This window comes from Acinetobacter sp. CAU_H_29a_1 (genome assembly GCF_058599505.1).
Genome location: NZ_CM178655.1, coordinates 221,474 through 240,795, shown reverse-complemented (window position 1 = coordinate 240,795; position 19,322 = coordinate 221,474). Strand labels below are relative to the sequence as shown.

14 protein-coding genes are annotated in these 19,322 nt (G+C 33.4%); 2 read left to right on the top strand and 12 right to left on the bottom strand.

The window, feature by feature from the left end; all coding sequences use genetic code 11:
- Positions 1-549: 549 nt before the first annotated feature.
- Positions 550-1,266 (bottom strand): XRE family transcriptional regulator, encoded by a 717-nt coding sequence (locus tag AC4MDD_RS01085; RefSeq protein ID WP_491882188.1) that lies wholly within the window; start codon positions 1,264-1,266, stop codon positions 550-552.
- A 103-nt stretch (positions 1,267-1,369) separates the two neighbouring features.
- Between AC4MDD_RS01085 and AC4MDD_RS01080 the strand changes: the two genes are divergently transcribed.
- Positions 1,370-1,663, top strand: a complete 294-nt coding sequence (locus AC4MDD_RS01080; RefSeq protein ID WP_031953506.1) for a hypothetical protein — start codon at positions 1,370-1,372, stop codon at positions 1,661-1,663.
- 112 nt (positions 1,664-1,775) lie between these two features.
- Here AC4MDD_RS01080 and AC4MDD_RS01075 read toward each other — a convergent pair whose 3' ends face one another.
- Genes AC4MDD_RS01075 through AC4MDD_RS01055 form a run of 5 tightly spaced genes read right to left on the bottom strand, consistent with a single transcriptional unit; the run spans position 1,776 to position 7,383 of the window.
- Positions 1,776-2,738, bottom strand: a complete 963-nt coding sequence (locus AC4MDD_RS01075; RefSeq protein ID WP_031953507.1) for a hypothetical protein — start codon at positions 2,736-2,738, stop codon at positions 1,776-1,778.
- The gene (locus AC4MDD_RS01070; RefSeq protein ID WP_031953508.1) at positions 2,738-4,729 is read right to left on the bottom strand and encodes an ORC-CDC6 family AAA ATPase; all 1,992 of its coding nucleotides are present in this window, start codon (positions 4,727-4,729) and stop codon (positions 2,738-2,740) included. The genes AC4MDD_RS01075 and AC4MDD_RS01070 overlap by 1 nt, the downstream gene beginning before the upstream one ends.
- Complete coding sequence (locus tag AC4MDD_RS01065) at positions 4,726-5,685, bottom strand: phosphoribosyltransferase-like protein (protein WP_050459352.1); 960 nt, start codon at positions 5,683-5,685, stop codon at positions 4,726-4,728. The genes AC4MDD_RS01070 and AC4MDD_RS01065 overlap by 4 nt, the downstream gene beginning before the upstream one ends.
- 6 nt (positions 5,686-5,691) lie before the next feature.
- Positions 5,692-7,137: a DNA adenine methylase gene (locus tag AC4MDD_RS01060; RefSeq protein ID WP_228133733.1), complete on the bottom strand. Its 1,446-nt coding sequence runs from the start codon at positions 7,135-7,137 to the stop codon at positions 5,692-5,694.
- Positions 7,138-7,152: 15 nt separating this feature from the next.
- Positions 7,153-7,383, bottom strand: coding sequence for a helix-turn-helix domain-containing protein (locus AC4MDD_RS01055; RefSeq protein ID WP_031953513.1), 231 nt, complete (start codon positions 7,381-7,383; stop codon positions 7,153-7,155).
- 100 nt (positions 7,384-7,483) lie between these two features.
- Here AC4MDD_RS01055 and AC4MDD_RS01050 point away from each other — a divergent pair, with 100 nt between their 5' ends.
- A complete protein-coding gene (locus tag AC4MDD_RS01050) occupies positions 7,484-7,894 on the top strand; it encodes a hypothetical protein (RefSeq protein ID WP_279692338.1) in 411 nt (136 codons plus the stop codon).
- Positions 7,895-8,002: 108 nt separating this feature from the next.
- Here the strand turns inward: AC4MDD_RS01050 and AC4MDD_RS01045 are convergent, their stop codons facing one another.
- The 6 genes from AC4MDD_RS01045 to AC4MDD_RS01020 all read right to left on the bottom strand — a co-directional run bounded on the left by AC4MDD_RS01045 (position 8,003) and on the right by AC4MDD_RS01020 (position 19,262).
- Positions 8,003-11,266 carry a DEAD/DEAH box helicase gene (locus AC4MDD_RS01045; RefSeq protein ID WP_279692336.1) on the bottom strand — a complete coding sequence of 1,088 codons (3,264 nt, stop codon included), beginning with the start codon at positions 11,264-11,266 and terminating at the stop codon, positions 8,003-8,005.
- A gap of 30 nt (positions 11,267-11,296) precedes the next feature.
- On the bottom strand, positions 11,297-14,740 hold the full coding sequence (locus AC4MDD_RS01040) for a DEAD/DEAH box helicase family protein (RefSeq protein WP_031953518.1): 3,444 nt from the start codon (positions 14,738-14,740) through the stop codon (positions 11,297-11,299).
- 101 nt (positions 14,741-14,841) lie between these two features.
- Positions 14,842-15,387 (bottom strand): DUF4411 family protein, encoded by a 546-nt coding sequence (locus AC4MDD_RS01035; RefSeq protein ID WP_031953519.1) that lies wholly within the window; start codon positions 15,385-15,387, stop codon positions 14,842-14,844.
- Positions 15,388-16,533, bottom strand: a complete 1,146-nt coding sequence (locus tag AC4MDD_RS01030) for an ImmA/IrrE family metallo-endopeptidase (protein ID WP_031953520.1) — start codon at positions 16,531-16,533, stop codon at positions 15,388-15,390.
- Between the two features lie 84 nt (positions 16,534-16,617).
- Positions 16,618-17,784, bottom strand: a complete 1,167-nt coding sequence (locus AC4MDD_RS01025) for a restriction endonuclease subunit S (RefSeq protein ID WP_491882187.1) — start codon at positions 17,782-17,784, stop codon at positions 16,618-16,620.
- Positions 17,781-19,262 (bottom strand): type I restriction-modification system subunit M, encoded by a 1,482-nt coding sequence (locus tag AC4MDD_RS01020; protein WP_031953522.1) that lies wholly within the window; start codon positions 19,260-19,262, stop codon positions 17,781-17,783. The genes AC4MDD_RS01025 and AC4MDD_RS01020 overlap by 4 nt, the downstream gene beginning before the upstream one ends.
- Positions 19,263-19,322: the final 60 nt, after the last annotated feature.

Here is a 19,322-nt window from a genome sequence, read left to right as displayed (position 1 = left end):
AAGGACATCAATGCATACGTAAAGCGACTACTTAAACATAAGAGCTTTCGTATCATTAGCGGTAAAAAACACGATCAACTGTGTATATTCGAACAGCGGAAGTTAGCTATACCTTCCACTCCGAGTAAACAGAGAAGCTATATTGAATTTAAAAATACTGTTAAACGCATTCTAAGAGAACTAGGAATAGTAAATTATGAAGCAATACTGTGATGATCCATTCTTGGATAATCTGTTACATAAAACTCAAAGGCTTAAAAAAGGGAGTTAATAGTCTCTTTTTAAATTTATTAATAGACGAAAGGGCAGCAAAACTTTCGTTGGCTGCCCTTTCTTACCCACCCCTAACCCTTAATTCATAAACTTAGTTTTCGGGACTTTCGTTTCCTATTCTGTTTCCAGAATCTAAATCTATGCCAGAATGGATTTTACCATCGCGTTACAGCAGCGAATTGGCTGAACTGTAAGACTCAAGCGGTAAAATCAAGTAAGTCGATTACGACTCATTGTGAGGCTTTAGGCGCCTACAGCCTTGAGGTTTACTTTAAGTTACCAAGTTGCAGGAAGCACTTCAACCTCTTTTACTTGATAACCATTCATGACTAACGAAATTAATAATAGGTAATCGATAGTAAAATAATTTACTAAGTATTCTTCATTTACTAAAGACTCTTCACGGTAGTTACGCACAAGTTGAATCAATTCATTCATATCTAGAGGTTCTGTAATTTCAGCTAAAAAATTTGCACTCACCTCATGATGGGCTGGATGATTGTTATTAGGCTTAAATGTAATTAATTTCTGAATTACACATCTAAATTTATTATCACCTTGATCATGAATAGATAAGATAGCTTGTGCATCTTTTCGTTTTATACGTCCTTGATAGTCTCGTTGGGGATTTATAAATTTTTCACGTAAAATCACTTTACCTTCAACCAAAACAAACTTTATTGGAAAAGACTCTTCAATGCCATTCTCTTCTTCCAACCGCATTTCTTCATCAGACTTTCGCACCTGATAGAGTTGTGAGGTAACTTTTCTGAGTTGATGACCATATAAATCTAGAAGAGGCTTTATTTGATCTTCATAAGCTAATTTCACCCCATTCTTCCAGTCACTTACTTGTGATTGACTACTTAACCTACACATCTTTTGTATGCTGATTTGAGTATGCCCATTATCCAAAGCAATTCTGATTAATTGCTTTGTCAGTTTGAACCTTTTACGAGGAGCTTTAGGTTTTTGCTGTAATTGTTCACTCATTGTGACAACCGAATCTAATTTAATCAATAAGTTAAATATAAGCGAAAAGTAGCTTAGAACAAGTGATAAAGTTAAGATAATATTAGATAAATTCAGATATTTTATGGCAAAAATAGATTGGCTAATCGCAAGTAAACAACGAGCTATTGAATTAGGGTACGAACCAATTGAAGCTCCTGAAGCTTTCGGTGGCGAAGTTTTTATCAAGAATGGATTTAAGTGGATTCACGACATAAGTTTTTTAAAACAAAGCCTAAATGTCCAGACTGATAAAGCACTTGAAAATCTTGGTTACAATGTTGACGACTACTATGACTACAATTCAACAAATGGAGAATTTTTAAATATAAAAGCTAAACGAGAGTGGGACCAAATCATGGATGATTATTGGGATTAATACCTTTATGTGCCACTAAACCAATTGATTCAGCACACAGAATAACTCTTCTTAGTCAAAGAAATAGCTTCTCATATTTTAAAAAAAAAGAAGCTATAATCTTTCTTCTCATTTATAGCTCAAGAGTATATTTCCATATTCTACCGATCCCTTTACTGGTCACCGATTTATACGCTTTGGGAATAGGCAAAGTAATATTGATATTAATATTTTTTTCTTTAAGTTTTTTATGCTCTTTCCACCAAAAGAAGACATGACCTATAACTTGAGCTTTAGTTGATAAAGGTACTAAATATATATTTTTGGTGTATTGCTCATTACTGATGATAGATACTAACTTACTAATCTCTTTAGCAGTTGAAAAAGGATCGTGAGCGGCCGCAAAGTATCTAGTACTATTTATCATATTTTTGTGCGGTGATTGAATATTGACAGATTGAAGTACGCTATGTTGAAACATATCAGCACTTAAAGAGGGAAATGAGAATAGAGGAAATAACTTTACCCCTTCATAGCTATTAAGCATCTGAGACATCAATTCAGTATCATAACCAATCGACATAATTGCGGCTTCTTTTGAACCAATTTTAGTAAATTCTGTTCCGCCAATTGGCCTTACTTCATCGCATAATTCGCTAAATTTTGTACGATCATTATTTATATATGTTTTAGGCTCAGTGTAGATTACCTCTACATTAGAACACTTAAGTGCGGCTAACTTTATTACTAAAAAAGCTAATGTATGGCGCATGAATCCAGTACAGTCGATAACAATCTTTTTCTCAGAAAAGTTATCACCAATGCTTTCTTTAAAAGTGTCAACAATCCTTTTTACCTGAAAAGTTTCATGAAAGCTGTCAGAAATAATTACATCATTTAAGTTTTTAATATCATCGTAATTAAAATAATATTCAGGTTGAATGAACCAATATTTTTTTATTGATTTAATATTTTCATATACAATTTCTACACGTTTACTCCTATTAAAGGCAGAAATAAATATATCTATATCATTAATTTTGGACAAATTTTCTGGATTAGTATGACTTCTATAATAAAGATCATAATCTATCATTAGAATAGCTCCCCTTGTTTTGGGCTATCTTCTTTTATAGGATCTACGATAATATTCTTTTTATTAAGAATTGTATTCCACTTAACTTTAACCTGTTTTAACTCTTTATCAAACTCATCCATATTGGATTGACTAAACATTAAATTTACCAACTTGTTACTTAAGCTTAAATCACCACGATAAACTGCTGGCAAATACCATAATGGAGATAACATTGGATTTAATCTAACTTTTATATTTTGTTTATTGGTTAAATTTCGGTCATTTCTTTTGCCAATATTTTGCAATAGTGAAAACTCAATACATGCTTTAAAAATTTTATTACAGTTCTCATCCAAATCAGCTTCAGCAAAACTAATAGCTAATGGAGATGACTCAGGAATTTTTAAAGAAAATCTAGCAGCTTGTAAATATGAGCCAATTTTCTCAATAGCTTGTTTTGCTTGCATACTAATTGAACCATAAGAGGTATCTTCATTAAAAAAATGTTTCGCAGCTTCTCTAAAACCTCGTGATTGAGCTTCAAAACAAATATAATCTTCAGAGAAAAAATCCTTGTTATTAAATTTTAATTGATTTTCAATTTTATATAATACATTTAATACATTTCTTGGATTATATGAAGTTAATTGACACAATGTCTCAAATCCATAATATAAAGGAACCCTTTGCGGATTTTCCATATAATATAATTGAGACATAATATCTGATTTATAATGATTTAATGCAGTATAATAGGACTTTTCTTTACTACCTAATTCAAGATAGCTTTTATATTCAAAATTAACCTTGGCTGCTAAACTCAAAAGATTATTTTCATTAATCTTTTTTGACTTCAAAAATCTAATGATATTTAGTTTTAAGAATAGAAGTGAATCAACCCCATTTGAAAGAATGCTGAAAATCTCAGCAGAGATTTTTTTACTAATCGGCAAAGCACGTATGAAAGAATTTTTTATATAATTATACAATTTCATGTTTTTTTCCTTTGAAATAGAATAATCATTATTTAAATATTTAGAAAAATCTTCATCAGTACCAAAAATTTTCTCCACATCAATTTTTGAATTATCAGATGCAATTAATCTCAAATGTTTTTCAACAAAGTCTAAAATAAATAATCTTAGCTCTTTAGCTTGTTTTGAATTCTGATTATATATAACATCTAAATCAATTAGAATAAATTCATTTCCATCCTTATTCTTCTCATTTAAAGTTTGGCTTGTTACAGCCGATTCCTTTCTTCCTGCTATTCTAAAGAAATAACCAGGCTCACCCATTCGAACAAATTCATTAATTATTTTTTTATAATCATTATTTACGTTTTCAAATTCATCAAAAAGATAAACAACATTATAATTAAAAAAATCTTCACTTAAAGAGTTGAAAAACTCTTTAGTTCGAAAAATAATATTATTTATAATGGTTATATTTTTTATATTACTATCATCATCATATAATATAGAATATTTTAATGCCTCATCAATATTATTAGCCTGATTGTTAATATATTCAAGAATATAACTAACATTCTCAAATTTTTTATTAAAATATTTTTCTGCAACCTCACATACTGCAGAATCATTTATATTACTTTCAGAACAGATATTATCTATCAAATCAAAAGTTGAACGAAGTATTAGAAGCTCGAAATAAACTTTAAAGATGATTTTACCTTGATCTCGACCAAGATGATCAAACTTACTTAGATCATTTGGCAATCTTAAATAAATACTTATTGCACCTAACTCATTCAGGCTAATCTTTAAATCATAAGAATTTCTTTTCAGGGCTACTTTTAATGAAAAATATCTTAACAGGTGGGTCTTTCCAGTCCCTTTCGCCCCTAGTAAATATCGCGATCCTAAAGCACTTAATGATAGCTTTTCTCTAAAAGATTGTTGTCGAGTATCTAACCATGCAGCATTAATTTGGCTATCATTATATTCTGCTGCTCGTAAGGAGCTATAGTCACTTAAAGTTCTTTTCATAGCCCTGATCCTTGCTTACTGTATCTTTTAAAAATTGGAGTGAAATGAGGGCCTGTTTTCCAAAAAATTGGTATAGTATTGTCAGGCGTATTATATGAAAAACCTAACATTAATTGCGAATACCCAAAACCATGCACATCTCGGATTCCGCAACCTAATAATTGTGAATATTTTCGGCTGAATGTTTTAATCTTAGATCGAGAAGGAAACTCACGATTAGCAAAATATCTAGACTTTCTTCCAAAAGCCTTATAAGTTTCATCTAAAATAAATAATGTTTTTGCTTTCTCATTAAAGGATTCGGCATGATTTATTTTATTAAATGCATTATAAGTTGCAAATAAAGATATAAATTGTATCTCTAGATCGGGGAGACTAGCTCTTATTTTTTTTATTCTTTCTTTGATGAATGTGTTTAATTGACGCCCCGTTCCCACTAAATCATCAAAAAACACAACTCGCTTAAGAGTAGTATCTTTAAGGATTATGTTTCCACTTTGATCTTCCTGAAAGATAGCATAATAGTCACAAAAATATTTAACATCAAGATCGTTAATTTGTCTAAAGTAATATAATAAGTGGGACCCACTTTCTGAAGGGTTTCCAGCTCCTAAAAAACGAGTAGCTTCTATTTCTTTGGATAACTCATAGTTAATTAAATCTACATCAAGTGTATTATTATTATTTTTTCTTATCTCTTGTTTTAGAGGTATAATTAGTAGATCTTCATAACATGATTTCAGCATCTGCCTAACCATATCTTGACTGAAATAATTAAAGTTACATAACATATGTAAAGCCATTAATTTTTCACATTCTGGTGTAGAAAAAGAATACCCTGTAAAGTTTTCTAACCATTTTTCAATAACATACCAAGGCTTGTCATTATTCCAAACATATTCATTCAGAATTTGTATTTTTTGCCTATATATTTCATATGTACTATCTGTTTTCATCGTAATTTACTTTTTAAATACCAAAATACTTTCATAATTTATGATTCCAGAAGTTTTATTCCTTTTGATCATAAGTCCTCTTGATTTAATAAAATCAATTAAATGTATTTCCAATTTTAGTCCCTTCTTTTCAAGAAGATCTATTAAAAACTCATCATTATAAAATATATGACTACAGACTGTATTATTACCGACCACCAATACAAGCCTTGCATCATCTTTTAAAGATTTTATAATATTTTCTAGACTAGAATCCATTTCTTTTAAGTAAGTCAAGGTAATATAATATCTGGTTAAATTTTGCTCTTTTATTTTTTCCAGCACATCTTGAAACTTAACATTAAGTTTTTTGAAATAATTATCACTTTTCTCTTTATCTTCTTTTGTAACTCTTTCTTTTCCGATAGAAGAATTAACTAATGTTGTTACCTCTTGAGGTCTTGAAAGTTTTAACCAGTTTAAACTTAAGCTAGATGCTCTAATATACTTTTGTGCAGATCCATAGGGTGGTGAAGTTATTATTAAATCAAAAACAGCATCATCTTTAATTAAAGTAACATTATTAGCTAACAATTTTGGGGTTGTACTATTTTCCTTTAAACAGTTGGCAAAATTCTGTAGGGAAATACTATATTTTTCAACAATTTCTTTAAATGCCATCAGGATATCTACATTTTTAATATAAGTAAGTCTCTTTTCGATTTCAGCTTTTCTTAAGGCACTAAAGTTTGATTTAATTTTTATTTTAACTGGAACTGATACTTGTAAATCACAATAGCTAACTTTCCTAGCAAGATGGCTAAATGCTATTTTGAAAAAGTCTTTTATATCCACTTTATCTAGACTGTCTATACAACTCATTAATTTATCTAATTCATTTTTTACCCTATCGTCATACCAGTGACTAGCATTAATAACATCAATAGCTTCAAATGAATGAGCTTGTTTATATAAGGTAAATAGCTGTTCTAAATGAAAGTCTATTTCATCTTTTTCGAGTTGCGTAGTCTTAACTTTAGTCAAAAGTCTTGCTAAAGGATTAATATCACAATAGAAAGCCTCATACCCTTCTGCGGCTGCTTCAACAATAGTTGTCCCTGAACCGACAAAAGGATCTAAAAATTTATTTGTATTTCGCTCTTTATATAAGGCCTTACAAAAAAATTTCGCTAAATTCGGATACAACTTTCCAGGATAGCTATGAATATCATGACTTAATCCATTTTTATATTTATTTTCAAAAATTAATTTAAAATCAACAATTAACGGCCTATATTTCCCCTGAAATTCGCATACCAATAGATTGTAAATTTCACGTTCACTATAATCTACCAATGTGTAAGTTTGATAGAATTCATTACTCAAATGATTAACGTTAAAACTTAGATCCATACAAATAAAGTAACAAGAAATGTGTCTCTCTATATTGCTTAAGTTAGATGAAGCATTCAAGACTTATATCTATAATCATTTTTTGTTATGTCTAGATATAGTGGGCATGAGATCTAAAATATCTATCTCTAATGCCTGAGCTATTTCATAAATTTTTTCTAAAGTAATATTCACTTCTCCACGCTCTATTCGCCCCATATAGCTACGATCTATATTACAAAGTAAAGCAAGTTTTTCTTGCGTTAGTTTTTTTAGTTTCCTCTGTGCTCGAACCTTCAAACTAAAAGAAACAGTAAGTTCTGACATATTTGAATCAATTGCTCAAAAAACAGAACTATCACTATTTGAGGACTATATATCCACGGCTTATAATCCTCTTTTCATGAAATTTGAAGAGTATTTCATCATGCAACTTCTTAGAATGCCGTTGTTCGAAGTTTTTCTACCTATTATTCAATCAAATTCAATTCATAACTGGACTGCAAATGATTTTTGGAAACGAATGAAATTATCTAAAAAAGAACGTCATCGCTTTAATCGTCAACGTATGTACCGGATATTACGAAAACTTGTTGAATTTGGTTTTTTAGATAAAGAGTTAAACCAGCAGCATCCTAGATTTTCTCTTTTTAACGAAACACCTAAAATCAATGAAATCAGATTCTTAAATGTAAATATCATTGATAGTAGTCCACTAGTTCCATTTAAGAGTAGTCCACTGGATACACTCAAAAACAAGCAAGTTAATCTTAGACATATTTACAAAGGTAGTCCAAATTCCTATCAACATGGATACAAAATATCAAAAATACTTTAATGGCTAGACGTATCTAACTTGGTAACTTCAACGTAACTAAAATCATCTCATACTGATCTGTAGGATTACTCTAAATTTATTAAGAATCTGACAGATTAAAGTTAAAAACTACTCATTAACAATCACTCTAAGATCGATATCTGCAACTTCTCTGAGATAGTTTTCTGTGACTCCAAGTAAAGTCATAATTGAACTTGTAGTTGCCTGCTTGGATAAACTAGGTTGAACAATGAATACTTCAAAATTCATAGGTTTATGGTTTTTTGCAATTCTCAATAATCTTTCAAGATCTTCTTTTGAACCTTTTTCAATACGACTTCTTGAAAACCCATTTTTCTTTTTCTCTTCTCGGCGTAATAAGTGTTGAAAAAACTCTAATCCACTTTTATGTTTCCAATGAATAGACTTTTGTGCCTGACCACAAACCTCATAAAAATTATCAACCCGGGCACTCACAAGTCCATCTTTTGCAAATTTTAAATGGTAAAACTGTACATCAATACTATCTGTAGTTTCTTTGATTGTAATAATATCAGCAATTTCTCCTGAAAAATCATCATCATAAATAATATCAAAATCTTGCTGCTCTAAAACTTGAAGAGTTTTATATTGAATGGAATCTGTTTGAATTGGATTAACACCTTGAGCTTCTTTACTTAAGTCAACACCAACCCAACTCCATGGAATTAGGGCTTCTATTGGATATGGACGAATAACAGATTTAATTTCAACAAATTCATTACCTTGTAGTGATGAACCATCTGCAAACCAAACAATAGGAGGGTTACTATTTAAATAGTCTTCTAAACTATAAATTTTATTTCCAATTTTTATTTGTGCATTTTCAGAGTCAGCTTTAGATATGTTGAAATCAGGAATACTATTACCATTTGGACTTGTTACGTCTAATAACAATTTATTGAACTTGTAACTCTTTGATGGCGTTGAAATTTCAAAGGAAATACCATTAATCAGATCATAGCTAATTAGTTTTAGCTCACAAAAAGCAATATTAGTCTCATCTTTTTCATCTCTGATATTCATTTTAAATTCTGTATTTAAATAAAAACTATCGCTCCAATCAATATAGATTGGTTGAATATCTGGAAGTTTGCTTATTGATTCTGGAATCAATGTATGTTTAAGGATTTGATTTGGATCAATAGAAGGATTAATTAATTTTCCACCAATTGCATTACACCATTTTATAAATTCCTTAATATCATTCTTTAAATAACTCCATATCCGTCCTTTATAAGAGCAACCTAAAGTAATTTTTTCCCCCTCAATGTATCCTGTGCCAAATACAAAAGCTTTTTCTCCCCTTTGTTGTTCTGCAATAGATAATGCATCTTGTATATCAGTTCCAACCTTCATTGAAAAACGAATTTTTCTATTTAAATATTCTTTAAGTCCAACATTCTGTAAAGAGACTCTTTTAATTTCATAAAAACTTTTAAAAACATCTAGTTTTTCGATTAAAGTTGCATTTTTATACAGAACAGCATTAGCTAACTCATGATATAGGCTACTTTTATCTGAACTATGAATAAAAAGTAGTTTATTTATTTCATCATAATAAATAACGTAAAGAGTCCAATCTAAACCATATACTTCCTTATAATTCACCCATTCTATTTCAGATTTTGAAGCTGTAATAATTACGGCTGTATTTGCATCATTATTGATATCATAAAATTTATATTCTAAATCATCATATCCTTTTATTCCTTTTTTAAATCGAGAAAGATTAAATGAGTTCCCAATATTTTTAAAAACAACAGTGCTCAGAGCAAATCTAATATTTTGAAAAGGTATTTTAGAATTTTCTAAATTTTGGAATCCTTTAATAAAATCTCCTAGATCAATCTGTTCATTAATTTGCCCGCTACTTAAGTTTGATAATAGTAAATTCCAATCAGAATCTTGAGCATATAATTCACTTAATTCCTCTTCAGTTTCTGCTATAGCAATGTTAGCAATGAAGGTCGCATTTCCTAAAGTTGAGTCTATTGATGTTCTTGTGAATCTACCTGCAAACTGTAAGGTTATGGGTAAACTTTTGCGAATATCATGAAAGGCTGCAATCTTTAATTGAGGAAGATCAAAACCCTCACCCAACATATTCACAGCAACAATGATTTTGTGCTCTTTTTTTACAATAGCTTCTAGAATTTCTTTTTTCTTTGGAATCCCTGAATAAACCAATACAGGATTTAATTCGGTAAACTGCTTATAATATTCAAAGACTTCATTAGCTCTAGTTTTATCTGCACATCTTGCCATTAAAATATGATCCAATCCTTTAGACAAATCTTCTTTTAAAATTTCTACTGCTTGATGTGCGATCAATTCGTCAGCTTTTTTTTGATCATATTCACGAATAGATTTGAAGTGAATCGGTTTAAAGTATCCTTGCTCTTGGGCTTTCTTTAAACTGAAACTATAGATAATTTTGCCATCTAATCGTTTTCTATCATTACGAAAAGGCGTTGCAGTAAATTGTAGAATTTTTTGTTTAGCGAAAGCATTACTAACTTTTTTCCATGTATCAGCTTCGACATGGTGTGCTTCATCAATAAAGATATTGCTTATTTTTTCATTAATTTCATCTAAAATTTCACCATGGTTGTTTGTTAGAACATTCATAGTGGTAACAATTACATCACTTGAATCAACGAAGTTGTTTAAGTCTTCCGACTTTTTAAAATTTTCATACCAAATGCCAACTCTAGGATATAGAACGTCATTACTTACAATACCAAATTTTTTTAACAGACCTAATTTAATAAACTTTTCATATATTTGTTCACGTAAAGCATCTGACGGAACAGCAATAATAATCTTATTTAGTTTATTTGCGATTAGTGTTGAAAGCATTGTTTCTGTTTTACCAGTTCCTGTAGGCATAACTACAGTTCCAATGACATCATCTTTACTTTTTAAGTGACTTAAAATGGCATATAGAGCTGCAATCTGAGGTTCACGCAGTCCATAAGAATTTGTAGCAGGGTTTTCTTCTTTGAAGTTGAAGTTATTAACCCAAGAGCCAATAATTTCACTATTACTATAATCTCTGAAGCTAGGATGTTTTATCCAGCCCTTTAGTTGAACCTTACCTTGTGAAAAATTACTTTGACTAAATTTAAGATTGGAGTGAATTACATAGTCGAATGCTGATGTTTCAAAATTTTTATTTGAGGTGATTAGTATATTTATACTTTGAACTTGGATTACATCATAGCTTCGATTTGACTCAACCCATGTAAAATCAACAGTATCTTTTTCTAAAATTAAGTGCTCAACTTTATTTTTACAGTCTACGTTCTTGAAAATTAATTTCTTTAATTCAGGTAATACAATGTGATTCATTTTTATCTCATTAATTCAAAATTATAAAAATTAAGCCACCGCACTCTCATTAAACGCTTCAACCACATTTAAAATATTATCAGCATCACCACCAGTAAACACACCATCAATCCCCTCAAAATGGATTTGACTAAAAGGTGGTTCGTAGAGCTGCTCTGGCTGTAGTGTTCCCCGAATGGTTAAGTGTTCAATGACCATTTCAACAAAACGAATCTGTTTTTCATTATAGGTTGTACCTTGCAAATACTTGGAGAAAGCTGCCTGTACAGCTTGGCGATCCAGTCCAACCAATGAACGAATAAATAAGGGTAAACCTTGCTCTGTTCCGAAGCATTCTTCAAACTTTTCTTTGCTTTCAACCTCTTGCGCTTCAAAGACAAAGCGTTCAAGCTCGCTTAAGTCAGTCGGTGTAAGAGCCAAACCACGCTTAAGTTTGGCAATGGTAATATGGTTTTCATTGGCTTTAATAAAGCTTTCGACACGCTTACGGTATTGTGCAAGGTTTACGCCACTTGAAACGACTGGGAGATCGACTGCTTGCATCTCTCCAATTTCATCATCCAGCATGGAATAAACAATCGTTGAGGTTGATTTTTCAATCAGTTTAACCAAGCCGCGAATACGTTTACGCATCGCCTCAAGCATTGGCAAGGTAATGCCTTTCCAATATTCAACGGTTTGAATGTCTTGAATCAGCGCAATCTGTTCTGCAACCACAGGAATATTTTCTTTGCTTTCCAGTTTAGAAGCAATTTCAATCACTCGATTGGCATAACTCTGAATCGCTGTATTGTTCTTTTCTAATACTGCTAGTTCAAGGTTATAACACAACATATCAAACAATTTGGCTTCTAAAGTTTCAGGCTCAAGTTGATTTGGAAGCTTAGAGATGTGTTCTCGTAACGTACCAATGGCAAGGTCATCCAAGTTGTTCCAAGCATCATCATTCTTGAAATGTTCAACATGCTCAAGTTCAGATTTCACAATGAAATTGTCATTGTTCATCGACTTCACTTCAGTCTGTAAACTCTGACGTAGATCTTGCTGTACAGCTTTTAATTCTTCTGTGGCATCGTCCTTCGCATTCAGTAAACTCAGGATATTTAAACGTGCTTTAAACAAACGTTGTCCGAGTGGCTCTGTGGTCGATACAGGTGCACCATCAGGGTTTTCATTGAAGTATTCAAAGTTAGAGCAATAGTCGAAGATAAAGAATTCTTTTTTATCATCTTCAGGGCTAAACAGTTCTTTGCAGAGGCGTGTACCACGCCCAATCATCTGCATAAATTTCACTTTAGAGCGAACCGCTTTAAAGAATACGAGATTGACGACTTCAGGCACATCAATGCCTGTATCGAGCATATCCACTGAAATCGCGATCTGTGGCTCAGGTAAATCTTTCTTGCTAAAGTCATCAATCAGGCTTTGAGGATACTTGGTTGCATGGGTAATGACACGGGCAAACTTGCCATCATATTGCGGATAGTTTTCATTGAAGCGATCAGCAATAAACTGGGCATGTTTTTGATTGACGGCAAAGATAATGGTTTTACCAAGACGATCACCGCCTTCGGTTTTAATGCCATTTTCCATCAAGTGCTTGAGCATTAAATCAATCGTGCCTGTATTAAACAGCTCTTTATTAATCTTGGATGCTGAGACTTCTTCAGGTGCATCTTCATCGCCCCAATTTAGGCTATCCCAATGTTGTTTTTCTTCTTCAGAGAGTTCGTCATATTTCACGCCCTCACGCATAAATTTAAGCGGAACAGAATAGGCTTTCGGTGGCACAAGATAGCCATCGGCAATGGCTTGATCTAAATCATAGTAATCAGTCGGAACACCGCTTTCCAAGCCAAACAGTGCGTATGTATCACGGTCAACTTCATCTCGTGGCGTTGCGGTTAAACCAACAAGCAAACTATCGAAGTATTTAAAAATCTCGCCAAATTTTTGATAAACGCTGCGGTGTGCTTCATCAATAATAATCAGGTCAAACATACCTGTGCCAAATTGTCGTGTACCGTCCGCATTTTTTTCGTCAATTAAGCCGATCATGGTTTGATAGGTAGAGAAATAGACTCGACCGACTTGGTTCTTGTCTTGAAGTAAATTGACGAATGAGGCATCTTTTAAATTGGCTTTAAAGGCATTGTGCGCCTGATTGACCAATGAAGTGCGGTCTGCAAGGAATAATGCCTTTTGCACTACATTGGCTTTCATTAGCACATCGACCAGTGCAATAGCGGTACGAGTCTTACCTGTACCTGTTGCCATGATGAGCAAACCAGCACGTTCTTTGCGTTGGTAGGCTGCAAGCATGGCTTTGATGGCACGAATTTGGTAGTAACGCTCGACAATGTCCGCATTGATTGGGAAGCTGCTTAAATCAGGGTTATTCTTACGTCTTTCGATCAGACGTTTGAGTTCCGCTTGTGTGTAAAAGCCATGAACTAAGCGTGGTGGACCACCTTGCACATCATTCCAGATTCGGGTTTTATAGCCATTGGTATAGAAAATAACAGGTCGTTGTCCTGTTTGTTGTTCTAAGCAATCTGCATAGAGTTTAGCTTGTTGTTGTCCAATATCAGGATCGGTCGAGGTGCGTTTAGCTTCAACCACAGCCAAAGGCAAGCCATTGGCATCATACAGCACATAATCCACTGCACCTTTACCCGATGGGCTAGGCATACCTGTTACAGCAACTTCCTCTCGAACCGTTGTGCCAATTTCCCAACCTGCTTCTTCAAGCATGAGGTCAATTTTAAGTTTTCGAGTTTCGTCTTCTTTATAGTCGGTAGGGTCTTCGATTTTGCTGTTGGCAATTTTGGCTTGTTCAACGTCTGCACGTTTTTGTGCAAGTTCAGCATCTATATTTGCAAGTAATTTTTCACGCTCTTCTAAACTTGCGGACAGTTCAAATAGTTTTTGTTCACGTTCACGTAAAGCTTTATGTTGTTCAGCAAACTTTTTTTCTTTAGCTTCTGTTTCTTTCTGTAGTTGTTCTTGGTTGGCAGTGATTTGCTGGGTATTGTCAGCATTTGGTATTAGTTTTGGGTTAAATAAAATCGACTGAGAGCGGTCTTTTGAGGGTGAGCCATAGTTCCGTTCAAACCAGACATACATCAGGAATAAATGGCTGATGTGTTTTACGGTTTCTTCGGTGGTGAGTTGTTTGAACTTTTTCCCATGTACGGCACTGTTGCCGACCATGCGGATATTGTCCATTTTGTCCCAAATATAGGGAGGAATCAGGTCTTTAAATTTGATGTCATTGAGTAAGTTATGCAGTGAAGCATCGTAAGGTTGGGTCAGTTTTTTATCATATTGATAGAGCCATAGCACAAGGTTTTCAAGTGATGTACGAGCCGCAGCAAGGGCAAATTGAGGGGATATATACGTGAGCTTTTCGGCTTCTTTGGCAGTCGCTGCCAAGCTTTTAAATTCAGGTTCTAAAAACTGAAAATTGCTCATCTTAACCCCATTGTACTTTTTAATTTCAAAATCTTGTTTTTAATTTTTTCAATATATCTTAAAAATTCAAATAATTTCAATAAGATTTTAACCATTAAAATTTAATCTAAGGTAAAATTATACCTTTGAAATAATTGTAACCATGAGCTTGACTGGACACCGATTAATGCACAAATATCTGGAATCTTGATTTGTTCCTTTCTTCTTGCTCTAGCATTAAAAGCATCCCAATCTGCCCCGATAAATCCAATTTCACCAGTAATAACAAAACCACTGGTATTATATTTTTGAGCTGTTGCAATCAAATCCACATCAGGTTCATCTTTAGTTGCATGAGCTGATCCAGCGGCAAATGGATATGCCAATAATTTTGTTCGAATATTGAGGATACGACTTCCGACTTCATCTCTATCAATAATGATCACTCTAAAACGAGTGAGAAAACTATCTAAGATACTTTCATCATACGCAAAGAAAGCACATTTTGATCGAGTTTCTTCTAATATTGAAGAACAAGCACAAAACTTAATTGTTGTTGTCAATGTAAGATCATCTAACATTTCCCAAAGTTTTGGGAAAGTTTGTTCTGGATATACTCGAAAGCAAATGTCTAGCAGAGCGTTTGTGTCTAAGCTTAAATAAATCATCTACATATACACCTGTCTTTGCACATCTTGTAATGTAGTTGGTTTATATGTTGGCTTAATTCCTAAAATATCTTTTGCTGTACTTGCTGAAATTGTATTGTGCGACATTGCTGCAATCACAGTTTGCACAAAATATCGACCAAAATGGCTAATAATTCGAGTTGAAGCAGGGATTTTTGCCTCACCTGATTTATTTTTAGCAATTTTAATTTGGTCAAGTTGTCTTAAATAATCTCTGAGTTGTTGATCAGAAATATATCCCGCTAGTTTTAATTGAATTGCAATAGCTGGTCGGCTCGCTTTTGCTTTAGAACGAACTTTTAACACCAATTCTTCTACAGTCATATCAGACTGATAACAACTTTCTAATAATTCAAATGGTGCAATAACATGACCCGCAACAGTGTCACAATAGCGTTCCATTTGATTATTGGTATTGATTGCATTTATTTTTCCATCGAACACACTTTGTCGTAGTCCCAAGTGAACTAATTCATGCATGATGGTGAACAAACGTCTTTCAGCGGCTTGTCCTGTACTCAAAACAACTATTACAGGAACGACATCAAACCACAAACAAAAACCATCTGAACCGAAAGGCTCTTTGCTTGATTTTTCAATGACTAAAATATCTTTAGCTTCAAAAATACTGCGCCAAGCAGAGTAATAGTCATTATGTTTTACTGCTCGTTTTTGGTGATTCAGATCAAAATAATCAGAAATGATTTTTGCATCTTCGACAGCATCATCACCTGAAAGCATTAAATTAAAATCGAGTGGCTCTTCTCCCATAGTTTCCAAGACATAGAGATAGTCATTTCTTGCTTTAATAGCTTCCCGAAGAACAGCTTGATAAGCATAAGAACTGTTAAATACATCTTCCATATTACGATGATCAACAATTGTTGGAATCTCAGGGATGTATTCCAATTCATTATTGGTCAGATATACACTCGGAACAAAAAGTACTTTAGCGATCTGTTCCAATTCACTAAGCTTGAGAATAGGGGTAGCGTCATTGAGTAATGTATAAACTTTTTCTGCCGTAAGTCCTGATTTTTTGGCGAGTTCATTCGCAGATAGATTTCCTATCTGTTGCATATAGCGTTGAATCGCTACGGGCGAATGTTGGACAAAATCAGTCATCTTTAAACTCAAATCAATATAGAGTCATTGTAGTCAAAAAAGATGACTGATGCATTTATTTTGTTGGAACTCTAAGTCTACCTTTTATAAATTTCCACTAAATGCTTGGTTTTGTAGTGATTTGAATAAATCATCTGCTTGATTCAATGCAAGTTTAGATTTGATTTTTAAACTTTCAATCACTTCGCACTTTTGTACAAAATGATTTTGTTCAACTAAAGGGATATTGAATACTATGATTTCTTTTAAATCCTTAAGATTTAGTGTTTTTTGGGCAACTCCACGTACTAAGCGATCAGCCTGCCGTCTGACACCATAACTTGATAACATCTTTTCCAAAAACTTAGGATTTATCTTATCAAAATCAGGTTTGATATGAGCTATATGTCTTTGAAAACAAAATAATTGATCGCTTTTAACCTTTGCTACATTACCATAACTACCAACAGTTGTATAAAGGATGTCATTCAACTCAATTTTCGTACTTTTTGTTAATGAATCATAAGTGGCTTGATCAATAAATTTTTGAGAAGAATAATCAATTTCTCCATCAACTATATTGCTGATAAATAAAAATGGAATACCTTTTGTTGTCCACTTAGGGCTTTGATGTGTTCCATCAGTAACTTTTTTGCATAAATCTAACAAGGCTACTGTTTCTAGTTCTTTTAAGTTATCGACAGGATCACCAAACATATCGATAAACGTGGCTTGTAAAAGCTGATCTAACTTTTCAATCGCTTGCTGACGTTTTTGGCGTAACTCATCCGCTTGATCTAAAATTGATGCAATTCGGCGTTGTTCTGCAAGTGGTGGGAGTGGGATTTTTACTTCACTTAACTTAGCTTTATTTAATGTTTTACCCATTGCAGCACGATCTGCATTTTCAAGTAAATCTATATGCTGTAAAGCCCAATATAAATAGTTTATATCTACTTGTGAGTCTAACTCTGTTAATGATGCAATAGCCTCATTTGTATACATCGGTTTCTGAGTTATACCAACTTTACCAATACTTAGTTTATAACTCAGTACCAATGTATTTTTAGGAATAAGCTTTATATTTGATGCTTTTACACCAAGATCAGTAATATATTCCTTTGTATTATTTAAATATCTCCCTTGATTCATATCTGCAATAGATAGCCAAGCATGAGTACCATCTCTCCAATAATCACTTTCATGACGAGATGGTGTTTTGCCAATCTGAATAGTACAAATATCTTTCAGAGCTTTTAGTTCAAAACTCACTTAAGCATCTCCTTAAGCGTAGCCATTCCTTCTAAAATATCCTGCTCAAGCACTTCTAAATCCGCCAAAATCTTACTTGGTGCTTCATATTCCACTTGTTCATACACCACTTCCTTATAACGGTTAATCGACAAATCATAACCATTGGCAGCAATATCAGCTTTATCCACCATAAAGCTTTGCTCAGTGGCTTTACGAGTGCTTTCCGCTTCCAAGTTTTTAAAACGGGCAATAATGTCAGGAATGTTGTTATTTTCATGCTTAGACGCATCGAGTTCATTACGCTTATCATCCAGCGAATAACCATCCGCCTGCATATCATAAAACCAAACTTTGTCCGTACCGCCCGACATAGTTTTGGTGAAAATCATAATCGCAGTCGAAACCCCTGCATAAGGCTTAAACACACCTGAAGGCATCGAAATAATTGCTTCAAGCTTTTGCTCTTCTACGATCTTTTGACGCAAATCTTTATGTGCTTTAGATGAACCAAATAACACGCCATCAGGCACAATCACCGCAGCACGACCGCCTGTTTTAAGTAAACGTAAGAACAAGGCTAAAAAGAGCAATTCAGTCTTTTTGGTTTTAACTACCGCTTGAATGTTCTTAGCACAGCTTTCATTGTCCAAACTACCTGCAAATGGTGGATTGGCTAAAATCAAACTGTATTTTTCAGCAATATGTGAATGTGCTTCACTCAAAGAATCACGGTTTTCAATTCGTGGGTTTTCAACACCGTGCAGCATCATGTTCATTGAACCAATACGAAGCATGGTGCTATCAAAGTCATATCCAAAGAAGGTGTCGGAGCTAAAACGCTTAGCCGCTTCAGGATTGGCAAAAATTTCAGTGCTGTAATGATCATTTAAATATTCACTTGCAGCAACAAGGAAGCCAGCTGTACCACACGCAGGGTCACAGATGGTATCGGTTGGCTTAGGTTGCATCAGCTCCACAATCATCTTAATAATGTGGCGAGGGGTACGGAACTGACCGTTTTGACCTGCCGAAGCAATTTTACCGAGCATATATTCGTAAATATCGCCCTTGGTGTCTTTGTCATCCATTGGCACATCGGCAACCAAATCCACCACTTTAGTTAATAGCGCAGGTGTTGGAATGGTAAAACGCGCATCTTTCATGTGATGGCTATAGGTGGTTTCGTCTTCTGCACCGAGGCTTTTAATGAATGGAAAAACTTCATTGGCAACGGTGTTATACAGCGTTGCTGCATCACCCAAAGTAATAAACTTCGACCAACGAAGATGATCTTGCTCAGGCGTGAAAATTGGATGTTCTACTGGCTTCTTTAAACGGTTGGCTTTCTTTTCTTTGGTGATCTGAATTTCATCGAGTCGGCGAATAAACAGCAAATAAGTCATTTGCTCCATGACTTCTAAAGGATTGGAAATACCGCCACTCCAAAATGCATTCCAAATCTGGTCAATTTTGCTTTTAATTTCGCCTGTAATCACGTAGATGACTCTCAAATTTCTTTGAGAGTATTGTGGGAGAAATCAACAAAAAAAGCTATT